This is a genomic window from Paraburkholderia sp. JHI2823 (assembly GCF_038900695.1).
Classification (GTDB): Bacteria; Pseudomonadota; Gammaproteobacteria; order Burkholderiales; family Burkholderiaceae; genus Paraburkholderia; species Paraburkholderia mimosarum.
The window spans coordinates 158,397-174,909 of sequence record NZ_JAYMRY010000009.1 but is presented as its reverse complement, the minus strand read 5'-3'; the positions used below and the strand labels follow the sequence as shown (position 1 = coordinate 174,909).

17 protein-coding genes, 1 tRNA gene and 1 pseudogene are annotated in these 16,513 nt (G+C 62.2%); 12 read left to right on the top strand and 7 right to left on the bottom strand.

Features of this window, described 5'->3' with window-relative positions; genetic code table 11:
• Positions 1-16 precede the first annotated feature (16 nt).
• The 3 genes from ybgF (at position 17) to VSR34_RS13175 (ending at position 1,658) form a co-directional block, all read left to right on the top strand.
• Positions 17-766 (top strand): tol-pal system protein YbgF, encoded by a 750-nt coding sequence (gene ybgF / locus VSR34_RS13185; RefSeq protein WP_028215214.1) that lies wholly within the window; start codon positions 17-19, stop codon positions 764-766.
• Positions 767-970: 204 nt separating this feature from the next.
• Positions 971-1,046, top strand: a tRNA-Lys gene (locus VSR34_RS13180).
• A gap of 273 nt (positions 1,047-1,319) precedes the next feature.
• A complete protein-coding gene (locus VSR34_RS13175) occupies positions 1,320-1,658 on the top strand; it encodes a hypothetical protein (protein WP_028215215.1) in 339 nt (112 codons plus the stop codon).
• Between the two features lie 291 nt (positions 1,659-1,949).
• Here the strand turns inward: VSR34_RS13175 and istB are convergent, their stop codons facing one another.
• Both istB and istA read right to left on the bottom strand, forming a co-directional pair.
• A complete protein-coding gene (gene istB / locus VSR34_RS13170) occupies positions 1,950-2,738 on the bottom strand; it encodes an IS21-like element helper ATPase IstB (RefSeq protein ID WP_028215216.1) in 789 nt (262 codons plus the stop codon).
• Positions 2,735-3,751, bottom strand: a complete 1,017-nt coding sequence (gene istA / locus VSR34_RS13165) for an IS21 family transposase (protein ID WP_342962691.1) — start codon at positions 3,749-3,751, stop codon at positions 2,735-2,737. Before istA ends, istB begins: the two co-directional genes overlap by 4 nt.
• A gap of 507 nt (positions 3,752-4,258) precedes the next feature.
• On the opposite strand from istA, the gene VSR34_RS13160 reads away from it, so the two are divergent.
• From VSR34_RS13160 to VSR34_RS13145, 4 genes and pseudogenes are all read left to right on the top strand, one after another.
• Entirely contained in the window at positions 4,259-4,441 is a 183-nt protein-coding gene (locus tag VSR34_RS13160; protein ID WP_028211711.1) for a hypothetical protein, read from the top strand.
• Positions 4,442-4,537: 96 nt separating this feature from the next.
• Positions 4,538-5,728, top strand: a complete 1,191-nt coding sequence (locus VSR34_RS13155) for a hypothetical protein (protein WP_342962663.1) — start codon at positions 4,538-4,540, stop codon at positions 5,726-5,728.
• Complete coding sequence (locus tag VSR34_RS13150; RefSeq protein WP_028211713.1) at positions 5,728-6,927, top strand: MFS transporter; 1,200 nt, start codon at positions 5,728-5,730, stop codon at positions 6,925-6,927. The genes VSR34_RS13155 and VSR34_RS13150 overlap by 1 nt, the downstream gene beginning before the upstream one ends.
• Positions 6,927-7,412: pseudogene (locus VSR34_RS13145) on the top strand (methyltransferase domain-containing protein); the annotation flags it as partial. The gene VSR34_RS13150 and the pseudogene VSR34_RS13145, both read left to right, overlap by 1 nt.
• A gap of 88 nt (positions 7,413-7,500) precedes the next feature.
• Here the strand turns inward: VSR34_RS13145 and VSR34_RS13140 are convergent.
• The 3 genes from VSR34_RS13140 to VSR34_RS13130 form a co-directional block, all read right to left on the bottom strand.
• Positions 7,501-8,091, bottom strand: a complete 591-nt coding sequence (locus VSR34_RS13140; RefSeq protein WP_028211714.1) for a YceI family protein — start codon at positions 8,089-8,091, stop codon at positions 7,501-7,503.
• Between the two features lie 54 nt (positions 8,092-8,145).
• A complete protein-coding gene (locus VSR34_RS13135; RefSeq protein WP_342962662.1) occupies positions 8,146-8,721 on the bottom strand; it encodes a YceI family protein in 576 nt (191 codons plus the stop codon).
• 62 nt (positions 8,722-8,783) lie between these two features.
• Positions 8,784-9,347, bottom strand: a complete 564-nt coding sequence (locus tag VSR34_RS13130; protein WP_238327782.1) for a cytochrome b — start codon at positions 9,345-9,347, stop codon at positions 8,784-8,786.
• A 105-nt stretch (positions 9,348-9,452) separates the two neighbouring features.
• Here VSR34_RS13130 and VSR34_RS13125 point away from each other — a divergent pair, with 105 nt between their 5' ends.
• Positions 9,453-10,370, top strand: a complete 918-nt coding sequence (locus VSR34_RS13125; protein WP_028211717.1) for a LysR family transcriptional regulator — start codon at positions 9,453-9,455, stop codon at positions 10,368-10,370.
• 275 nt (positions 10,371-10,645) lie between these two features.
• On the top strand, positions 10,646-11,023 hold the full coding sequence (locus VSR34_RS13120; protein WP_342962661.1) for a hypothetical protein: 378 nt from the start codon (positions 10,646-10,648) through the stop codon (positions 11,021-11,023).
• Positions 11,024-11,079: 56 nt separating this feature from the next.
• Here VSR34_RS13120 and VSR34_RS13115 read toward each other — a convergent pair whose 3' ends face one another.
• Positions 11,080-11,229, bottom strand: a complete 150-nt coding sequence (locus VSR34_RS13115) for a hypothetical protein (RefSeq protein ID WP_342962693.1) — start codon at positions 11,227-11,229, stop codon at positions 11,080-11,082.
• Positions 11,230-11,489: 260 nt separating this feature from the next.
• Between VSR34_RS13115 and VSR34_RS13110 the strand changes: the two genes are divergently transcribed.
• The gene (locus VSR34_RS13110; RefSeq protein ID WP_028211719.1) at positions 11,490-12,302 is read left to right on the top strand and encodes a mechanosensitive ion channel family protein; all 813 of its coding nucleotides are present in this window, start codon (positions 11,490-11,492) and stop codon (positions 12,300-12,302) included.
• A gap of 111 nt (positions 12,303-12,413) precedes the next feature.
• On the opposite strand, the gene VSR34_RS13105 is transcribed toward VSR34_RS13110, so the two are convergent.
• Positions 12,414-13,100: a VTT domain-containing protein gene (locus VSR34_RS13105; RefSeq protein ID WP_028211720.1), complete on the bottom strand. Its 687-nt coding sequence runs from the start codon at positions 13,098-13,100 to the stop codon at positions 12,414-12,416.
• 223 nt (positions 13,101-13,323) lie between these two features.
• Here VSR34_RS13105 and mutL point away from each other — a divergent pair, with 223 nt between their 5' ends.
• Together mutL and miaA are read left to right on the top strand one after the other, a co-directional pair.
• Entirely contained in the window at positions 13,324-15,480 is a 2,157-nt protein-coding gene (gene mutL / locus VSR34_RS13100; RefSeq protein WP_028211721.1) for a DNA mismatch repair endonuclease MutL, read from the top strand.
• Entirely contained in the window at positions 15,477-16,490 is a 1,014-nt protein-coding gene (gene miaA / locus VSR34_RS13095; protein WP_342962660.1) for a tRNA (adenosine(37)-N6)-dimethylallyltransferase MiaA, read from the top strand. The genes mutL and miaA overlap by 4 nt, the downstream gene beginning before the upstream one ends.
• The last annotated feature ends 23 nt before the right edge of the window (positions 16,491-16,513 follow it).

Below are 16,513 nucleotides of genomic sequence, written 5' to 3'. Positions count from 1 at the left end.
TTGGATGAAGGGGCGTATGTCGCACCGTTTCTCCTCGCTGCGGATAGCCGCAGCCGCCTGTGTGGCTGGCGTCGCCTTTGCGGCGCTGCCCGCCCACGCAGGTCTCTTCGATGACGATCAGGCGCGCCAGGCGATTCTCGACCTGCGCGCGAAAACGGACAACCTGTCGACCCAGTTGTCCGCCGCTCAACGCACGATCCTCGACCAGTCCAACCACATCGACCAGCTCAACCAGCAGGTCGCCACGCTGCGCGGACAGAACGAGGATATGGCGAACCAGTTGGCGACCCTGCAGAAGCAACAGAAGGACTACTACACGGATCTCGACACGCGGCTCAAGAGGTTCGAGCCGCAGCAGGAGACCGTGGACGGCATGCAAGGCACCGTTCAGCCGGGTGAGATGGACGCGTTCAACGCCGCTTCACAGCAGTTTCGCAACGGCGACTTCAAGAACGCGGCTGCATCCTTCCGCAGCTTCATCGCGAAGTTCCCGCAAAGTCCTTATCAGCCGACCGCGCAGTACTGGCTCGGCAACGCGCTCTACGCGCTGAAGGACTACAAGGGGTCGACCGCGACCTGGCAAAACGTGGTCAGCAAGTATCCGCAGCATCCGCGCGCCCCTGAGGCGTTGCTGGCGATTGCGAACAATCAGATCGAGCAGGGGCAAAAGGCTGCGGCCAAGCGCACCCTCGAGCAGATCGTTTCGCAGTACGGCAGTTCGGATGTGGCCCAGACGGCGCAGAGCAAGCTTGCACAGCTCAAGTAAGCGCTGCTGGACGGTTGCGGCTCGGCTTTTGGCATCCGCTTTTGGCAGCATTCTGCGGCGCTGGCGTGTGCCAACACCGCGAAACGCGCCTCTCGCACACAGGAAAAGCCCGGGCACGGCGTGTCCCGAGCTTTTTCAATTGGTTTCACGACGGGAATGGGTTGACGCTTTGACCATGCGCCGCTATAATCCCGCTTCTCTTTTGGGTCGTTAGCTCAGCTGGTAGAGCAGCGGACTTTTAATCCGTTGGTCACTGGTTCGAATCCAGTACGGCCTACCAAAAGATTCAAGGGCTTACGTTGCTTCACGGCACGTAAGCCCTTTTCGTTTGTGCAATTCCTGCGCAACTGCGTCAGCAGCTTCCGCTGCCTCCGTAATCGGTCACGCAAGCTTCAGTAGCGCGTTCATAGCCTCGGTGATGTGCACACCGTCTCCATGCGAGTACCGCACGACCATTGCCAGCGCCTTGTGGCCGCTGATCTGCCGCGCGTTTTACCCATAGCCACTCGATGGGCGTACTCAACGGATGCGAAAGCACTCAAGCTCAGGACTGATGTTTCCGGGCAACGCCTTGCGCTCTTCACTTGCCGCGTTGCGCGTGCCGCTCTTCGACCTCGAACGTTTCGACAGGCGCACCGCTCAGATCATTCCACGATCGTTCTGGGCTGGCGCCTTACCAACGACAGCAACGAAGCGCAGTCTGCACTACATCGCCAGTTCGGCTATCGCTTTCAAGTCAATCTGCGTCCTGGTTCGCTGCTGGCAGATGCGCATGCGGCAGAACGAGACCGTCTATCTCACGGTCCTCAGGAAACGCGCTTCGCGCCTTTTCGGCAAGCTGGACGCCCAGATGTCAAGACTGGGTGCTGCCCTTTTATTTGATCTGGCTTAAGCCGCGCAGCGGCGCGTCAGAAAGACGGCGAAGTTCGCGGGAGCCGGTCGGCAACGAGGGCTGTCCGCAGCCCTGTGCTGTGTGCAGCGTCGATGTCCACGGGTCGTCGCTGAATAGCCGTCGTAACGAGTTTTAGACGCTGAGCAAAAACTTGACAGACCTTCTCAGGGCATGAATCTACCCGTTTTCTCATGCGCCCTATTCACGCATGCAGTATGTGTCAACGCCGATTTAAATCTGACCCATTTTTCGACGATGCGCCGAAGTAAAACTGACCCACCCGGGTCCTAATCACGCGGCTGCCTTCGCGCCCGCCCGCGTGCTCGTTTGTCCTGCTTTCCGCTTGTCCTTCAAGCGGTAACTCTCGCCGCTGATTTGCACGATGTGCGCGTGGTGCAACAGCCTGTCGAGCATCGCTGCCGTCAGCGTCTGGTCGTCGGCGAACGCCGAGGCCCATTGCGTGAACGGCAAGTTGCTCGTCAACACGATGGCGCCGCGCTCGTAGCGCTTGGCAACGACGTTGAAGAACAAGTCCGCTTCCTCCCGCCCAAACGGCAAATAGCCGATTTCGTCAATCACGAGCAGTCTCGGCCCGACGACCGCTCGATGGAAGAACTCCTTCAGCCGATTCTGCTGCCGCGCCGTCGCCAGCTGCATCATCAGGTCGGCGGCCGTGATGAACCGCGTCTTGATGCCTGCCTGCGTCGCGCGATATCCCAGCGCACTCGCGATGTGCGTTTTGCCGACGCCGCTCGGCCCGAGCAGCACCACGTTCTCGGCGCGCTCGATGAACGTCAAGCTGGCTAACTCTTGAATCTGCGCTCGCGGTGCGCCGCTAGCGAAGGCGAAGTCGTATTGCTCCAATGTCTTGATGCTCGGCAACGACGCGAGCTTCGTAAGCGTCTGTCGCTTACGTTCTTCGCGTGCATCGGATTCTGCCTGTAGCAATTGCTCTAGGAAGTCGGCCAGGCTCGCATCGCGCGTTGCCGCATGCTGCGCGAGCGAACCCCAATCGCGGGCCATACAGTCGAGCTTGAGCTGCATGCACAAGCCAGCAATGCGTTCGTGCTGCAAATTCATGCGGCCACCTCCAGCAGCGCGTCGTAGACCGCCAACGGATGTTGCAGGCTCTCACGCGGCAACACACGGCGAGGCCGAGACGCCGCCGGCAAGGGCGCCATCTTCGTTGCGGGCAACGGCAGCAACGAAGCCTGTTCAAGCATCAGCCTTGCTGCCGGGCGCTCACGTGTCGTCGCATGAACGCGTACGTTAGCGACTTCGGTGAGCCACCGCCCAATGTGCGCGTTCGCGGCATCGACGTCCAACGTCAGCCCCGATTGCTTGAGGGTAGCCGCGAGCGGCACTACGAAACTCTCCTTCAAATAGCGATTAAAACGTTCGACCTTGCCCTTGGTCTTGGCTCGATAGGGGCGGCATACCTTCGGCGTGAAGCCGTACGTTTCCGCCAACGCGAGTAACTGCGTATTCCATCGATGCTGCCCTTCGCCGAATGCATCACGCTCGATAATCACCGACTTCGCGTTATCGAACAGCACTTGCTCCGGCGTGCCACCGAAGTGGAAGAACGCTTCGCGCAGACATTCACACAGCGTCGTCGCGTCCTCGCTGACAGTAAAGCGCACGAAGCTCGCACGGCTGTAGCCAAGAGTCGCGACCAACGCCAACAACGGCGCGCGGCCCCGGCGAATGACCGTAAAGTCGGCCTGCATCTGCTTGCCCGGCGCAGTCTCGAAGCGAACCACCGGCTCGGCGGCAACGTGCTTGTGCGGCGCTAGGAACGCCTTCAACTGACTGATGCCGCCTTCGTACCCGACGTCGCGCAGTTCGCGAAGCAGCACCGTCGCCGGAATCCAGTGCGGCCGCGCCGCCGCCACACGTTCGAGCACATAACTCTTAAACGGCTCGAGCTTCGTCGCACGCGGCTCGCGCTGCTTATAGTGCCCGGCCTGTTCGTCACGCAGATAGCGACGCGCCGTATTGCGCGAGATGCCCAACTGCCTCGCTATCTCCCGTACGCCCATTCCACGTCTTGCCAACACCTTGATTTCCACTGCTTGCTCCTGACTCAGCATCGGCGGCAAAAAGCCGCCATCTTGCACCCCCGAGGTGGGTCAAGTTTACTTCGGCGAGGTGCGTCATTTTTACATCGGCGCTAACAAGTATGCGTGCCGTCCGTGCAAAACCCGCCTGTTAGCGCGATATCCAGCGCGCGAAAGCTAAATGATTGAGCTATCCGAAAATCATAATGTCGCGCGAATTGAAGACGACACATATGGCAATTTTTGCGCAATGTATGGTGAGTTCCACATCGCCTAAAGCGTTAGGCAAGAGCGCTAAGATTTAGGAAAACTCCTAAAAATGATAGATCACGTTTTATTTTCAAATTTATTGTCTAGACTGAAGACGTGCTTCCAATCAATACGACACATCGAAACAGGAAAAATGTTCTTGCCTGGCCCGTCTAATCAGGGCAGGGCCAGGACGATTGAATAGATCCCGATTTCGTCTACGCTGCAAGTCGATCAAGGAAGTGCGCATCACCTGCCATAAATGCAATTCGGTTAAAAAGGAGCATCAAAATGACGATTTCCCTGGAAAAGGTAAAGATAATTCATGAATTGACCGCTGACGAGGTCGAGCCCGCCGTGGCCAACGTCAAATACGCACAGCGCAATGATGTCGAGGTAGAGCCGGTTGTGGCCAATGTCAAATACGCGCAGCGTAATGATGAAGAAGTCATGGCTGTCGCCGAGGCTGCCTGAACGCTGCGGTAATGCTCTGCATTGCTGTTCCACTCCCGGAGCAAGGGCTTTGCCCCTTGCTCAATTCTCCATATTTTTCCGAACGAAGAGTCGAATATGGTCGCATTATTGTCAACGCAATTTGCAAAAGAATTATGGGGTAGGCAAGCGGCGGAGCTGGATATATCGCGGATCCCATTCAAGGATAAAGACGTGCTGGGTGCGCTCAAGGAATATGCGGTGTGCGCGAACGACATTCGATCGTGCAACTCCCGGTCCGAAGCCATAACCGCTTTCAATGGAAAGCGCACATCAGTACCGCGTCATGATTTTCTTGCGCTTCCGCCCGATAACACACTCGATGATTATGTATCGAGAATTGGAAGTCTTGCCGGCGACGACGAATGGATGGTCATGTACTACGGGCTTCATACGGCAAGCCCCATTATCTGGGATGTTGCAAAAGCGTTTTCCGACCAGCTCGCCTTGTCATTAGGCTATCGGCCTGGCGGCCGCGTGGATATTGATTTCTTTATCGGTCGATATTCATCCACATATATCGGCATTCATGCGGATCATGCACATAATTTCGGGTTCACCCTGCGAGATGGGAAAACAATGTTCACTTGGCCCGGAAACCGGTCGGATCTCCTTGGCGTGCGATTTCCCTATTATGAATCATTCAAGTCTGAAGGAAGTCCGCTTGAGAACAAAATCAATCGTGTAACCTATTTCCCCCATGACTGGCTGCACGTTGCAGAAACTAAATCGGACGTTTCGGTAAACGTGAATATCGCTTTTTGGGAAACCGGCAACGATTCCCAGCAAAATGTGAACTACCTGAAGGGCCTGCTTCAGGCACCCAATCGTACCCGCCATGACGTACGCTCCTCGGGCATCGCAAAGCTGAACCCTGATGGCGAGCTTCTGCTTTCATCCCTGAAGATCTTGCTTGACGGTGCGTTTCTGAAAAGACGCATGATCATTTCTCAACTGATCTCGGACACCAGCAGCCGTATGAATGTCGGCCGTCCAATCGTCGAAGTCGAAGAGTTGGACGATGTCATCGCCCTCAACGCCGTCAGCACCCTGCAGTGGACGCCAGTAATGCAGGCGGGCGAGGTGCTGGTCGCGGCCAACGGCCATTGCGGCAGCTTCAGATACAGCGACGCATTGCATGAATTTCTGAATTGCCTGTCGGCCGGTCAGCAAGTGAACATTTCGGATTTATCGAGCGGGAAAGACGAGCTGCTGAACGATGATCTCTTGAGTGTCGCCGCAACGCTGACGCGGTGGGGAGCACTTTGATGGGCATCAAAGGTCGATGGGCGTTTGCTCTTATTTGTATCTCCCTGTCGTTTGGCAGCTTCGTCGATGAAGCGGCTCAAGTGACCTTTGCCCTGAGGCTGGCTGACCAGACTTCCAGGGTATCGATATTGCTCGCCGCCGGCCTCATCGGAGGCATGCTTTCCAGCCCGATCTCACCGATGATCCTCCGGCGAATCGAGCCCCGCAAAACGATTCCCGCGGTATTTCTCCTACAGTCGATTCTGATAACGGTCGCGTCCTCGGCCGATCAGTTCTGGAGCTACGTCGTCGTGTCAATGGCGCTCGGATCCACGGGGTCCGTTCTTTGGGCAGCAATCATGGTCGCCATTCCAGGCTATACAAACGACGATCGGTACATCGATCGCGTAAACCGGATTACGCAATCGGTGCGGAACATGGGTTACGTGGGCGGCCCGGCTCTCGGCGGGCTGCTGTATGGCATGGCCGAGCGTTCACGGGGGCTGTTGCTGCTGGCATTGTTGGTGTTGGTCGCCGCGCCTGTTACCGCGCTAGGTTTCAAGGTACTGGATTCTTTCAATCAAAAATCCGTTCAGGCGCCCACGCAAGTAAAGCAGAAGGGACGATTCGACCTGCTCGATCTCTTTCGCACAGCAGGCGTGATCCGTGCGGTAGTGCCGGTATTGATCACGATCGTGCTGACATCCACGCTCAATGTGCTGTTGATATTTCGAATTCGCACCGAACTGCAGTTCAGTGCCGAGACCTACGGGTTCGTCGTCAGCGCGTTGAGTATGGGGCTGATCGTCGGTCCCATGGCTTTTGCCGGAATGTTTGCGAAATTCGGCGACGCTGCCGGCGCCTCCATTGCCGCAACTATCATCGGCTTCGGCATCTTGGGGCTCGCATTGAGCGACGCGGCATGGATCATCATGTGCGCCACGTTTCTGATCGGATCGGCAAACGGCATCCAGAACGCGCTCACAGCAAGTTTCATGATGAAGGCAATCAATCCGCAGCGGCGTATCGACCTGATGCCGGCCTACATATTTTGCATCCAGACTTCGGTATTTCTCGGATTCCTGAGCGCCGGCATGATTAGTACGGCCCACGTGAGCATGGCCCTCATGGCTGTTGGAGTCGCAACGGCGATCATCGGCGCATGCGGCATCGCACTGAATGTCAAAAACCGACCAGGCATGGTTCCCAAAGGAGCTTAATGATGGATGGCATAGGACGCTTCGGATCGAAGCCAAAAGATCCGAGATCAATCAAACTGCAAGCCCCTTTGGATCGCATCGTGACATCGGGCATGGCGGATCTCAGAGTCAGCCACTACTACTTCGACGAACCGCTATTCGACGAGTATGAATTGACGACAGTCCGTGCGACATGGGATTTTTCCGCCGCGGAATCCATTGTCCGCGATGGGCACAATATTCTTGATCTGGGCTGCGGTGATGGTCGCCTGCTCCTGCACCTCGCCAAAAAATTTTCGTTGGAGGAGAGTTTTGGCATCGACATCTCTCCCGTCGCCATTGATCGCTTCAATGCGTCCGTAAATCACAGCCATATTCATGCGCTCCAGGGCGACATATTTGATCTGCCGACGCCGATAACACAACGACGCTTCGACGTCGTTACGTTTGGCGATGCGACCGTCAATTTCGTTCTGGACGACGATAGACTCGAAGCGTTGTTGCGTACATCCACCGCATCTGCAAAAAAGCCCGTACGCCTGACAGCGCACGGGCTCCAAATCAAGCCGGGCGCGGCCTCTGCCGCGCGCAAACTCAGTCTGCCTTGACGCCTTCGACCTGGATCTGCAGCGTCGTGGCCGTCTTGAAGCCATACGACTGGCCCCAGTTCACGCCGTAGTCCGCACGGTCGAATTGCGCGGATGCGTCGGCGCCGCACACTTCGCGCTTGAGCATCGGGTTCTGGAAGCACTTGAACGAATCGATCTTCAGGTTCAGCGGCTTGGTCACGCCGTGCAGCGTGAACGTGCCGATCACTTCCACCGGCTTGTCGCCTTCAAAACGGATCGACGTGCCCTTGTAGGTGGCCGTCGGGTACTTTGCGATGTCGAGGAATTCGGCCGAGCTCACGTGCTTGTCCAGCTTCGCGTTGCCGGTATCGATCGACGATGCATCGATCGTCACGTCCACCGTGCCCGTCTTCGCTTCGCGATCGAGCGTGACCGTGCCCGAACTCTTCGTGAACTTGCCGCGCCACACCGAGACGCCGCCGAAGTGATCGGCCTGGAAGCTCGGGTACGTGTGCATCGGATCGAGGTTGTAGGTCGTGGCGGCCGCCAGCGCCGGCGTGGCCACGACAGCAGCGAGCGAAGCGGCAACGGCCGCGGCGATAAACGTGATCTTCATATGGCGATTCCTGGTGCGAGAGAAACTGCGTGAAAAAGCGATGTCCCGGGCGCGTCAGTGCGCGGCGGACACGATGTGAAACTTGATCTGGACGTCGTCGGCAACGACCGAGGTGTCCTTCCACTCGCCCGCGCCGATGTTGTACGCGAGGCGCTTGATGGGCAACGTGCCGTCGAACACCTGGTTGGCGCCGTCCTTGCGGTACTGGACCGGCACGACGACGTCGGTCGTCTTGCCCTTGATCGTCAGTTTGCCGGCCACGCTGAATGCACCGTTCGCGCCCGGCTTGATCTGCGTCGAGATGAAAGTCGCGTGCGGGAAGCGGGCGGCATCGAACCACTCGTCGCTGGCGACTTCCTTGTTGTACTCGGGCGCCCCGATGTCGAAGCTCGCCACTTCGACGTCGAGCTTCGCGCTCGATGCCGCGATGTTGGCCGGATCGAAGCGCACGTCGGCGCTGAAACGGTTGAAGCGCCCTTCCACCGGCACGTTCATCTGCTTGAAGACGGCGGTCACGGAATTCTTCGCGGCTTCGGCGGCAGCATCGGCGTTCGTCGCGAAAACCGCGCCGGCGGCGAGCGCCGCGCCGAGCGCGACGACGGAAGCGGTATGGGCAAGACGTTGGATCATGGGCGTTCAGTCCAGGGTGGGAGGCATCGGGATTGGGTATCGGAACGGGGTGCGCCGGGCGATCAGTCGCGCGGTGCGCCGAACGGCAGCATGCGCGAGAGGATGTTCTGGCGGTCGATCAACTGATGCTTGATGACCGCGAGCACGTGCAGCACGACCAGGATGAGCAAGGCGTAGTTGAGCGCGACATGCACGATGCGCAGCACGCCCTTGAGCTGGGTATCGGGGTCGATCAGCACGGGCATCGGCCAGATGCCGAGGTACACCACCTGAATGCCGGCTGCCGAACTGTAGAGGTAGCCCGTCACCGGAATGGCGACCATCAGCACATAGAGCGCAAAGTGGCCCACGTGCGCGGCGAACTTCTCCCAGCCATGCATGGAGCCGGGCAGCGCCGGCGCGGTGTGCGTGGCGCGCCACAGGACGCGCACGAGCACGAGCGCAAGCACGGTCACGCCGATCCACTTGTGCCACGAGAAATACCGCAGCTTGGTGGGCGTGATGCCGGGAATGTCGGTCATGACCCAGCCGAGCGCGAAGCCCCAGACGATCAATGCGGCAATCAGCCAGTGCAGCAGCATGGCGACGCCGTTATAACGGCCGACGGGCTTGACGGTAGGGTTCATCGACATACGGCTCCAATATTCAAAGGGGGCACTTTACCCGGTCAATCCTATTCAAACAATCGTCTACAATGGATCGTTACCATCCACTTTTTCGATAGATTGACGATGGACCGCTCCCCGAGCCTCGAACAGTTGCGCGCGCTGATCGCCGTTGCCGAAACCGGCAGCTTCTCGGCGGCGGCGCGGCAGCTCGACCGCGCGCAGTCGGTCGTCAGCTACACGATTGCCAATCTCGAAGCGCTGCTGGGCGTCGCGCTCTTCGAGCGCGGCAAGCGCAAGCCGGCGCTCACGGCCGCGGGCCGCGCGATCCTCGCCGACGCGCGCCGTCTCGATCTGCTCATGGGCCAGCTTAACGCCAAGGCGGCCGGCCTGCAGCGCGGGCTCGAGGGTGAGGTCTCGCTGGCCGTGGACGTGATGTTTCCGTCGCAACGCCTCGTCGAGGCGCTGCAGGCGTTCGCGCTCGCGTTCCCCACCGTCGCGCTCAATCTGACGATGGAAGCGCTCGGCGGCGTGCTCAAGCTCGTGCTCGACGGCGACTGCGCATTCGGCATCAGCGGGCCGAATGACAACTGGCCGCATGTGATCGAGGCGCAGTCCATCGGCACCGTGGAACTCGTGCTCGTGGCCGCCCCCTGTCATCCGCTTGCCCAGGCGGATCAGCCAGTGCGCATTTCGGATGCGCGCGAGCACACGCAGCTCGTCCTGACCGACCGCAGCCGCCTGACCGAAGGGCAAACCTTCGGCGTGTACAGCAATCGCGCGTGGAAGCTCGGCGACCTCGGCGCAAAACACAGGCTGTTGCTCGCGGGCCTCGGCTGGGGGTCCATGCCGAGGCATCTCGTGCAAGCCGATCTCGATGCCGGACGGCTCGTGTGCGTCGCGCTCGCCGACCGGCGCTCGGTGAACTACCACGTCTCGCTGATTCACCGCACGGATGCGGCAAGAGGCCCGGCGAGCGAATGGCTCGGCCATTACCTGACACAAGGCACGCCGCTGGAATCGCCCTTGCCCGATGCGGGCTGAAGCTGCGCTGCGCGCCCGGGCGCGAGAGAGTTGTGCGAACGCAACCCGTGCGCACACCTGACAATGCTTCACAAACCCGCGCAAGCCGCGTCCGGCCGCGCTCGCGCGGCCACGCGCCCCGACCGTGCGCCAGCGGATGCGGTGCGCCCGCATTTATCGAGATGCATCTCCGTGCCAAGATCGCGCCACCCGTCGCCCGGGGCCGGCGCGCGCAACGATCGCGAGCCCCGCTGCCCCGCGCGAGCATTGCGTCGCTCGTCCGGTCAACTCGCGTCATGGTCAACTTCGTCTCTTTTCTGATCTCGAATCTCGCCCTGCTCGTCGCCGTCCGCGCCGGCTGCTGGCTCGTCCGATGCGCGCGCCCCGATGTCACGCTCAATGGCACACGCGTCTTTGCCGGTTTGATGGCGATTGCCCTCACGTTCGATACGGCAGTCACCTTCCTCGTCTTCGCCGACGCAGGCGGCAACTGGCAAGCGCACAACCCGAGCGAAACTTACCCGGAACGCGCCCTCTCCTACGCGCTCGCCGCATTGCTCGCCCTACTTCTGGCGTGGCGGACGCGCCGGCGGAAAGCGCGCAAGGCACGCGCACGCCCCGGCGAACTCGAAATCGAAACGTCTGCCTACAGCAAATCGACGCTGCCGATGTGAGGCGCAGGCCGCGTATCGCGCCGATCCCTCGTCGGCCTTTCTTGCCCTTGGCGGTCTTACGAACGTTTTGCGCGGCTCCTCTTGCCGAGCGTATTCCAGTGCGCGCGCCTGGCGCTGACTTCGCGACAGCCGACCGCGATCTGCGTGGAGCGCAGTTCATCCAGCTTCTCGGTGTTGGCATTGAGCCCGGTGTTGTGAAGGTTCATGGCGGCTTCCCGGTTCGTATCCGTGCCGCTTTGCGCAACGAAAGTGGCGAAGGGCTATGCGTGCAGTATTGCGCGCCTGCGCATCGCGCGGCGCCCAGGGTCCACGCGGAGGCGATCGGGCACGTTCGATGCGCGCTTCCGCCACTTCGCCTATAAATAGGCACCGAGGGATAGACGCCGGCCACGACGCGCGCCGGACTCCCCGCCAATGTCAGTTGTACGTTCCTACCGGCTCAATCAACGGCACAAGCGAGGGCATCTTGGATCTCGAAACCATCCGTACATTCGTCATGACCCGAGGCATCGACTTCGGGACCAAGGTCCTGGCGGCGATCGTCCTGTGGATCATCGGACGCTGGGCCATCAACTTCATCGCCGGCCTCCTGCGCAAGGTGCTCGCGCGCAACGAGCGCGTCGACCCGACGCTCGCGCATTACCTCAGCTCGATTCTCGCCGCCGTGCTGAACCTGCTGCTGGTCCTCGCGATCCTCCAGGTGTTCGGCGTGCAGACCACCTCGTTCGCCGCGCTGCTCGCCGGTCTCGGTCTCGCCATCGGCACCGCGTGGGGCGGCCTGCTCGCGCATTTCGCGGCAGGCGTGTTCATGCAGGTTCTGCGGCCGTTCAAGGTGGGCGACTTCGTCACGGCGGGCGGCGTTACGGGCACGGTGAAGGAGCTGGGAATTTTCGGCACGACCATCATCTCGCCGGACAACGTGGTCAACATCGTCGGCAACAACAAGATCTTTTCGGACACCATCTCGAACTACAGCGCGACGCCCTGGCGCCGCGTAGAGCTAACCGCAAAGATCGCAAACGGCGTCGATGCCGTCGATGCAACCCGGCGCCTGCGCGCGGCCATCGCGAAAATTCCGAACGTCTCGCAGGAGCCGCCGCCCGACGTCGAGATCCTCTCGTTCACGCCGGAAGGCCCATTGCTCGCCGTGCGTCCCTACACGAACAACGAAAGCTACTGGCAGGTCTACTTCGACACCAATCGCGCGATCGTCGAGACCTTCAAGGACGCCGGCTATCCAACGCCCGAGACGCCATCGATCGTTCGCCGCGTCGGCTGAATCGCCCCTCGCATCGGCATATCGGCGCACCAGAGACGCACCAGACAAAACGGCATCGCCTTCGCAGGCGATGCCGTTTTTTCATGCACTAACGATGTTCGGGCGCAGCGTTCAGCCGCCGTTCGGCTTGCGCACCGTAGCGGCGCGCGAGTTCTTGCGCATCATCTTCCATACGCCGCCCAGCACGACCGGCACGACCGCCGCGCCTATGCCGACCAGCACGATCACGTTCAGATACTGGCGAATGAACGGGATGTTGCCGAAGAAGAAGCCGAGCAGCACGAGCAGCAGCACCCAGAAGAACGCGCCCGCGAAGTTGAAGACCTGAAAGCGCTGCATGCTCATTTGCGAGACGCCGGCGACGAACGGCGCGAACGTGCGCACGACAGGAATGAAGCGCGCCAGCACGATGGTCTTGCCGCCGTGACGCTCATAGAAGTCATGGGTTTTCTGCAGCGCGGCGCGATCGAGGAAGCGCTCGAGCACGGGGATGTGCGTGTTGAACACCTTGGGCCCAATGGCGCGGCCGATAAGGTAGTTGACCGTGTTGCCGGAAACCGCCGCGAGAACCAGAAGGAAAATCAGCAGCCCGAGATGCATCTCGTGCGTGGCGGCGAACGCGCCGCCGATGAAAAGCAGCGAGTCGCCCGGCAGGAACGGCAGGATGACGAGGCCCGTTTCGCTGAACACGATCAGGAACAGCACCGCGTAGACCCAGGCCCCGTACTGGTGGATGAAGACGCCAAGAAACGTGTCGATGTGCAAGACAAGGTTGGCGAACTGCAGAAGCGTATCCAAAGGTGTCCCTTATTGAACGTGGGTCGCGGACCTGAAAAGGCGCGTTCGCCCGGTGTTGCGCGAGAAGGCAAATTGACCGCGCCATGATACCGAAAGTGCCCGGCCGTCACGAAAAAATCCCGCCAAATTCGGTGATTTCACGCACAAAGCACCCCGAGATGGGCGTTTCGCGCGAGAGAGACGCACGCCGGGCTCGCCACGCCGACTCGCTATAATTGCGCGCATGTCTTCGAATCCCGAATCCACCGGCGGCACGCCCGATTCCGTTCGCGCCGCCGAAGCCGCGACCGCTGTCCTCAACGCGGCCGCACAGCGCGCCGCGCAGCCCGCGCGGGCGATCCAGGCGCTGCCCGATCAGCTCATCAGCCAGATCGCCGCGGGCGAGGTGGTCGAGCGGCCCGCCTCCGTCGTCAAGGAACTGCTCGAAAACGCGCTCGACGCGGGCGCAAGCACGCTGCGCATCCTGCTGGACGAAGGCGGCGTGAAGCGCATTTCCATCGCCGACGACGGCTGCGGCATTCCCGAAACGGAACTGCCGCTTGCGCTCATGCGCCATGCCACCAGCAAGATCCGCTCCCTCGCCGAACTCGAGAGCGTCGCGACGCTCGGGTTCCGCGGCGAGGCGCTGGCGTCGATCGCCTCGGTGGCCGAAATGTCGATCACGAGCCGCAGTGCCGACGCGGCGCACGCCGTGAAGATCGACGCACACACGGGCGCGATCTCGCCCGCAGCTGGCGGACAAGGCACGACCATCGAGGTGCGCGAGCTGTACTTCAACACGCCCGCGCGCCGCAAGTTCCTGAAGAGCGAGCAGACCGAGCTCGGCCATTGCCTCGAAATGATCCGCCGCAGCGCGCTCGCGCGCCCCGACGTGGCGATCTCCGTGCTGCACAACGGCCGCGCCGTCGAGCACTGGAATGCGAGCGACCCCGCCACCCGTGTCTCGAAGATCCTTGGCGAAGTCTTCGCGACGGCCCACCTGCCGCTCGACGAACGCGCGGGGCCGCTCGCCGTCTACGGCTGCGCGGGCCTGCCCACGGCGAGCCGCAACCGGGCGGACCAGCAATACTTCTTCGTGAACGGCCGCTTCGTGCGCGACAAGCTGCTCACGCATGCGGTGCGCTCGGCCTACGAGGACGTGCTGCACGGCGACCGCTACCCGTCGTACGTGCTGTTCCTCGACCTGCCGCCCGAGGCCGTCGACGTGAACGTGCATCCCTCGAAGATCGAAGTGCGTTTTCGCGACTCGCGCTCGATCCACCAGTTCGTGTTCCATGCCGTGCAGCGCGCGCTCGCGCGCCACGCGGGCGCCTCGCCGGAAACGACCGCGGGTGGACATGCCGCGCTCATCGAGCCGCGGCCCTTGCCGGGCGCGGGCGTGCTCGGCGCCTCGGCCGGGCTGGCTTCGGGCGCTGGCGGCAGCTCCGGCGCGGCAGACTACGCGCGTTCCGGCGGTTCGCACAGCGTGTCCGGCGCGAGCGGCGGCTTCGGCGCGGACGGCAGGTTCGGCACCGCGAGCGTCGCGAGCAGCTTTGGCGGCGCGGGCGGCGCAAGTTCGCGCGCGTCCGGTTTCGGCCCGGCAGGCGGCAGCGCCGGCGCGGGCAGCGGCAACACCTGGCTGCGCCAGTCGCGCATGACTCAAGGCAGCCTGCCCGTCGCGCAGCCGCTTGCACTTTACGACGCCCTCTTCGGCCGCAAGGACGTAGGCGCGGGCACGGCGCAAGGCGCAACGGTGGCGCAGGCGGAGGACGCAGCGGACCCGGGTGCGCCGCAGCCCGCCTTCGCAGCGGGCGAAGACCACCCGCTCGGCTTCGCGCTCGGCCAGGTCCACGGCATCTACGTGCTCGCGCAAAACGCGCGCGGCCTCGTGATCGTCGACATGCATGCCGCGCACGAGCGCATTCTCTACGAGCAGTTCAAACAGGCGCTGGCCGAACGCTCGCTCGCCGTGCAGCCCTTGCTGATCCCGATTTCGATGACGGCGGATCCCGTCGAGACTGGCACCGTCGAGGAAGAAAAGGCGACGCTCGAAGCGCTGGGCTTCGACCTCGCCGTGCTCTCGCCCACCTCGATCGCGATCCGCGCGGTGCCCGCGCTGCTCAAGGACGCCGACCTCCAGGCGCTCGCGCGCGCCGTGCTGGCCGACCTCCACGAGTACGGCGGCTCGCGCGTGCTGACCGAGCGCCAGCATGAAATGCTCGGCACGCTCGCCTGCCACCATGCGGTGCGTGCAAACCGGCGTCTCACGCTCGACGAGATGAACGCGCTGCTGCGCCAGATGGAAGCGACCGAGCGCGCCGACCAGTGCAATCATGGCCGGCCGACCTGGTACCAGCTCACGCTCGCCGATCTCGATCGGCTCTTCATGCGCGGTCAATGACGCAGTCCACGAAACACGGAAGCGGCGCAGAAGGCAACGCGTTGCCCGTCGCGTGCCTGCTCGGGCCCACGGCCTCGGGCAAGACGGCGGCCGCGCTCGCCTATGCCGCGCAGTCGGCGGCGCGCGGTCGCACGGTGGAGATCGTGAGCGTGGATTCGGCGCTCGTCTATCGCGAGATGGATATGGGCACGGCCAAGCCGACCGCTGCGGAGCGCGCGGCGGCCGCGCATCACCTGATCGACATCGTCGATCCGCTGGATGCGTACTCAGCCGCCGATTTTCGCGCCGACGCATTGCGCGTAACCGGCGAGATCGTCGCGCGGGGCAACGTGCCCCTGCTCGTGGGCGGCACGATGCTCTACTACAAGGCGCTCACGCAAGGCCTCAACGATCTGCCCTCGGCCGATCCCGCGGTGCGCGCGCAACTCGACGCCGAAGCCGCGCGCGACGGCTGGCCCGCCATGCATGCGCGCCTCGCGCTCGTCGATCCGGCCACGGCGGCGCGCCTCGCGCCCAACGACTCGCAGCGCATCCAGCGCGCGCTCGAAATCTTCATGCTGAGCGGGCAACCGATGTCGGTGCTGCTCGCCACGCCGTCCACGCGCGAGGACGAAGCCGCGCGCTACCGCTTCGTGCCGGTCGCGCTCGAACCGTCGGATCGCGGCGTGCTCCACGCGCGCATCGAAGCACGCTTCGACGCGATGCTCGCGGGCGGGCTCATCGACGAGGTCAAGGCACTGCGCGCGCGCGGCGACCTGAACGCCAACCTGCCGTCCATGCGCTGCGTGGGCTACCGTCAGGTGTGGGAATACCTCGACGGCGAGATCGACTACGACACCATGCGCGACAAAGGCGTGTTCGCCACGCGCCAGCTCTGCAAGCGGCAGCTCACCTGGCTGCGGGCGATGCCGGAGCGCATCGTCGTGGATTGCTGCGCGGCGGATGCGACCGCGCGGGCGGTTGCGGCGGTCGAGCGCGTCGTGGAGCCAGGCGGCGACCAGGGCGGCTAGCCCTTCGTCGAATTCCCCCGGCG

Bases quoted from the DNA above. Each gene is read 5' to 3' on its own strand.
- istB (WP_028215216.1), bottom strand. From the start codon at position 2,738: ATGAATTTGCAGCACGAACGCATTGCTGGCTTGTGCATGCAGCTCAAG.
- mutL (WP_028211721.1), top strand. From the start codon at position 13,324: ATGTCTTCGAATCCCGAATCCACCGGCGGCACGCCCGATTCCGTTCGC.
- VSR34_RS13115 (WP_342962693.1), bottom strand. From the start codon at position 11,229: ATGAACCTTCACAACACCGGGCTCAATGCCAACACCGAGAAGCTGGAT.
- VSR34_RS13160 (WP_028211711.1), top strand. From the start codon at position 4,259: ATGACGATTTCCCTGGAAAAGGTAAAGATAATTCATGAATTGACCGCT.
- VSR34_RS13130 (WP_238327782.1), bottom strand. From the start codon at position 9,347: ATGAACCCTACCGTCAAGCCCGTCGGCCGTTATAACGGCGTCGCCATG.
- ybgF (WP_028215214.1), top strand. From the start codon at position 17: ATGTCGCACCGTTTCTCCTCGCTGCGGATAGCCGCAGCCGCCTGTGTG.
- VSR34_RS13125 (WP_028211717.1), top strand. From the start codon at position 9,453: ATGGACCGCTCCCCGAGCCTCGAACAGTTGCGCGCGCTGATCGCCGTT.
- VSR34_RS13135 (WP_342962662.1), bottom strand. From the start codon at position 8,721: ATGATCCAACGTCTTGCCCATACCGCTTCCGTCGTCGCGCTCGGCGCG.
- VSR34_RS13155 (WP_342962663.1), top strand. From the start codon at position 4,538: ATGGTCGCATTATTGTCAACGCAATTTGCAAAAGAATTATGGGGTAGG.
- miaA (WP_342962660.1), top strand. From the start codon at position 15,477: ATGACGCAGTCCACGAAACACGGAAGCGGCGCAGAAGGCAACGCGTTG.
- VSR34_RS13140 (WP_028211714.1), bottom strand. From the start codon at position 8,091: ATGAAGATCACGTTTATCGCCGCGGCCGTTGCCGCTTCGCTCGCTGCT.
- VSR34_RS13150 (WP_028211713.1), top strand. From the start codon at position 5,728: ATGGGCATCAAAGGTCGATGGGCGTTTGCTCTTATTTGTATCTCCCTG.
- VSR34_RS13120 (WP_342962661.1), top strand. From the start codon at position 10,646: ATGGTCAACTTCGTCTCTTTTCTGATCTCGAATCTCGCCCTGCTCGTC.
- VSR34_RS13175 (WP_028215215.1), top strand. From the start codon at position 1,320: ATGTTTCCGGGCAACGCCTTGCGCTCTTCACTTGCCGCGTTGCGCGTG.
- istA (WP_342962691.1), bottom strand. From the start codon at position 3,751: ATGCTGAGTCAGGAGCAAGCAGTGGAAATCAAGGTGTTGGCAAGACGT.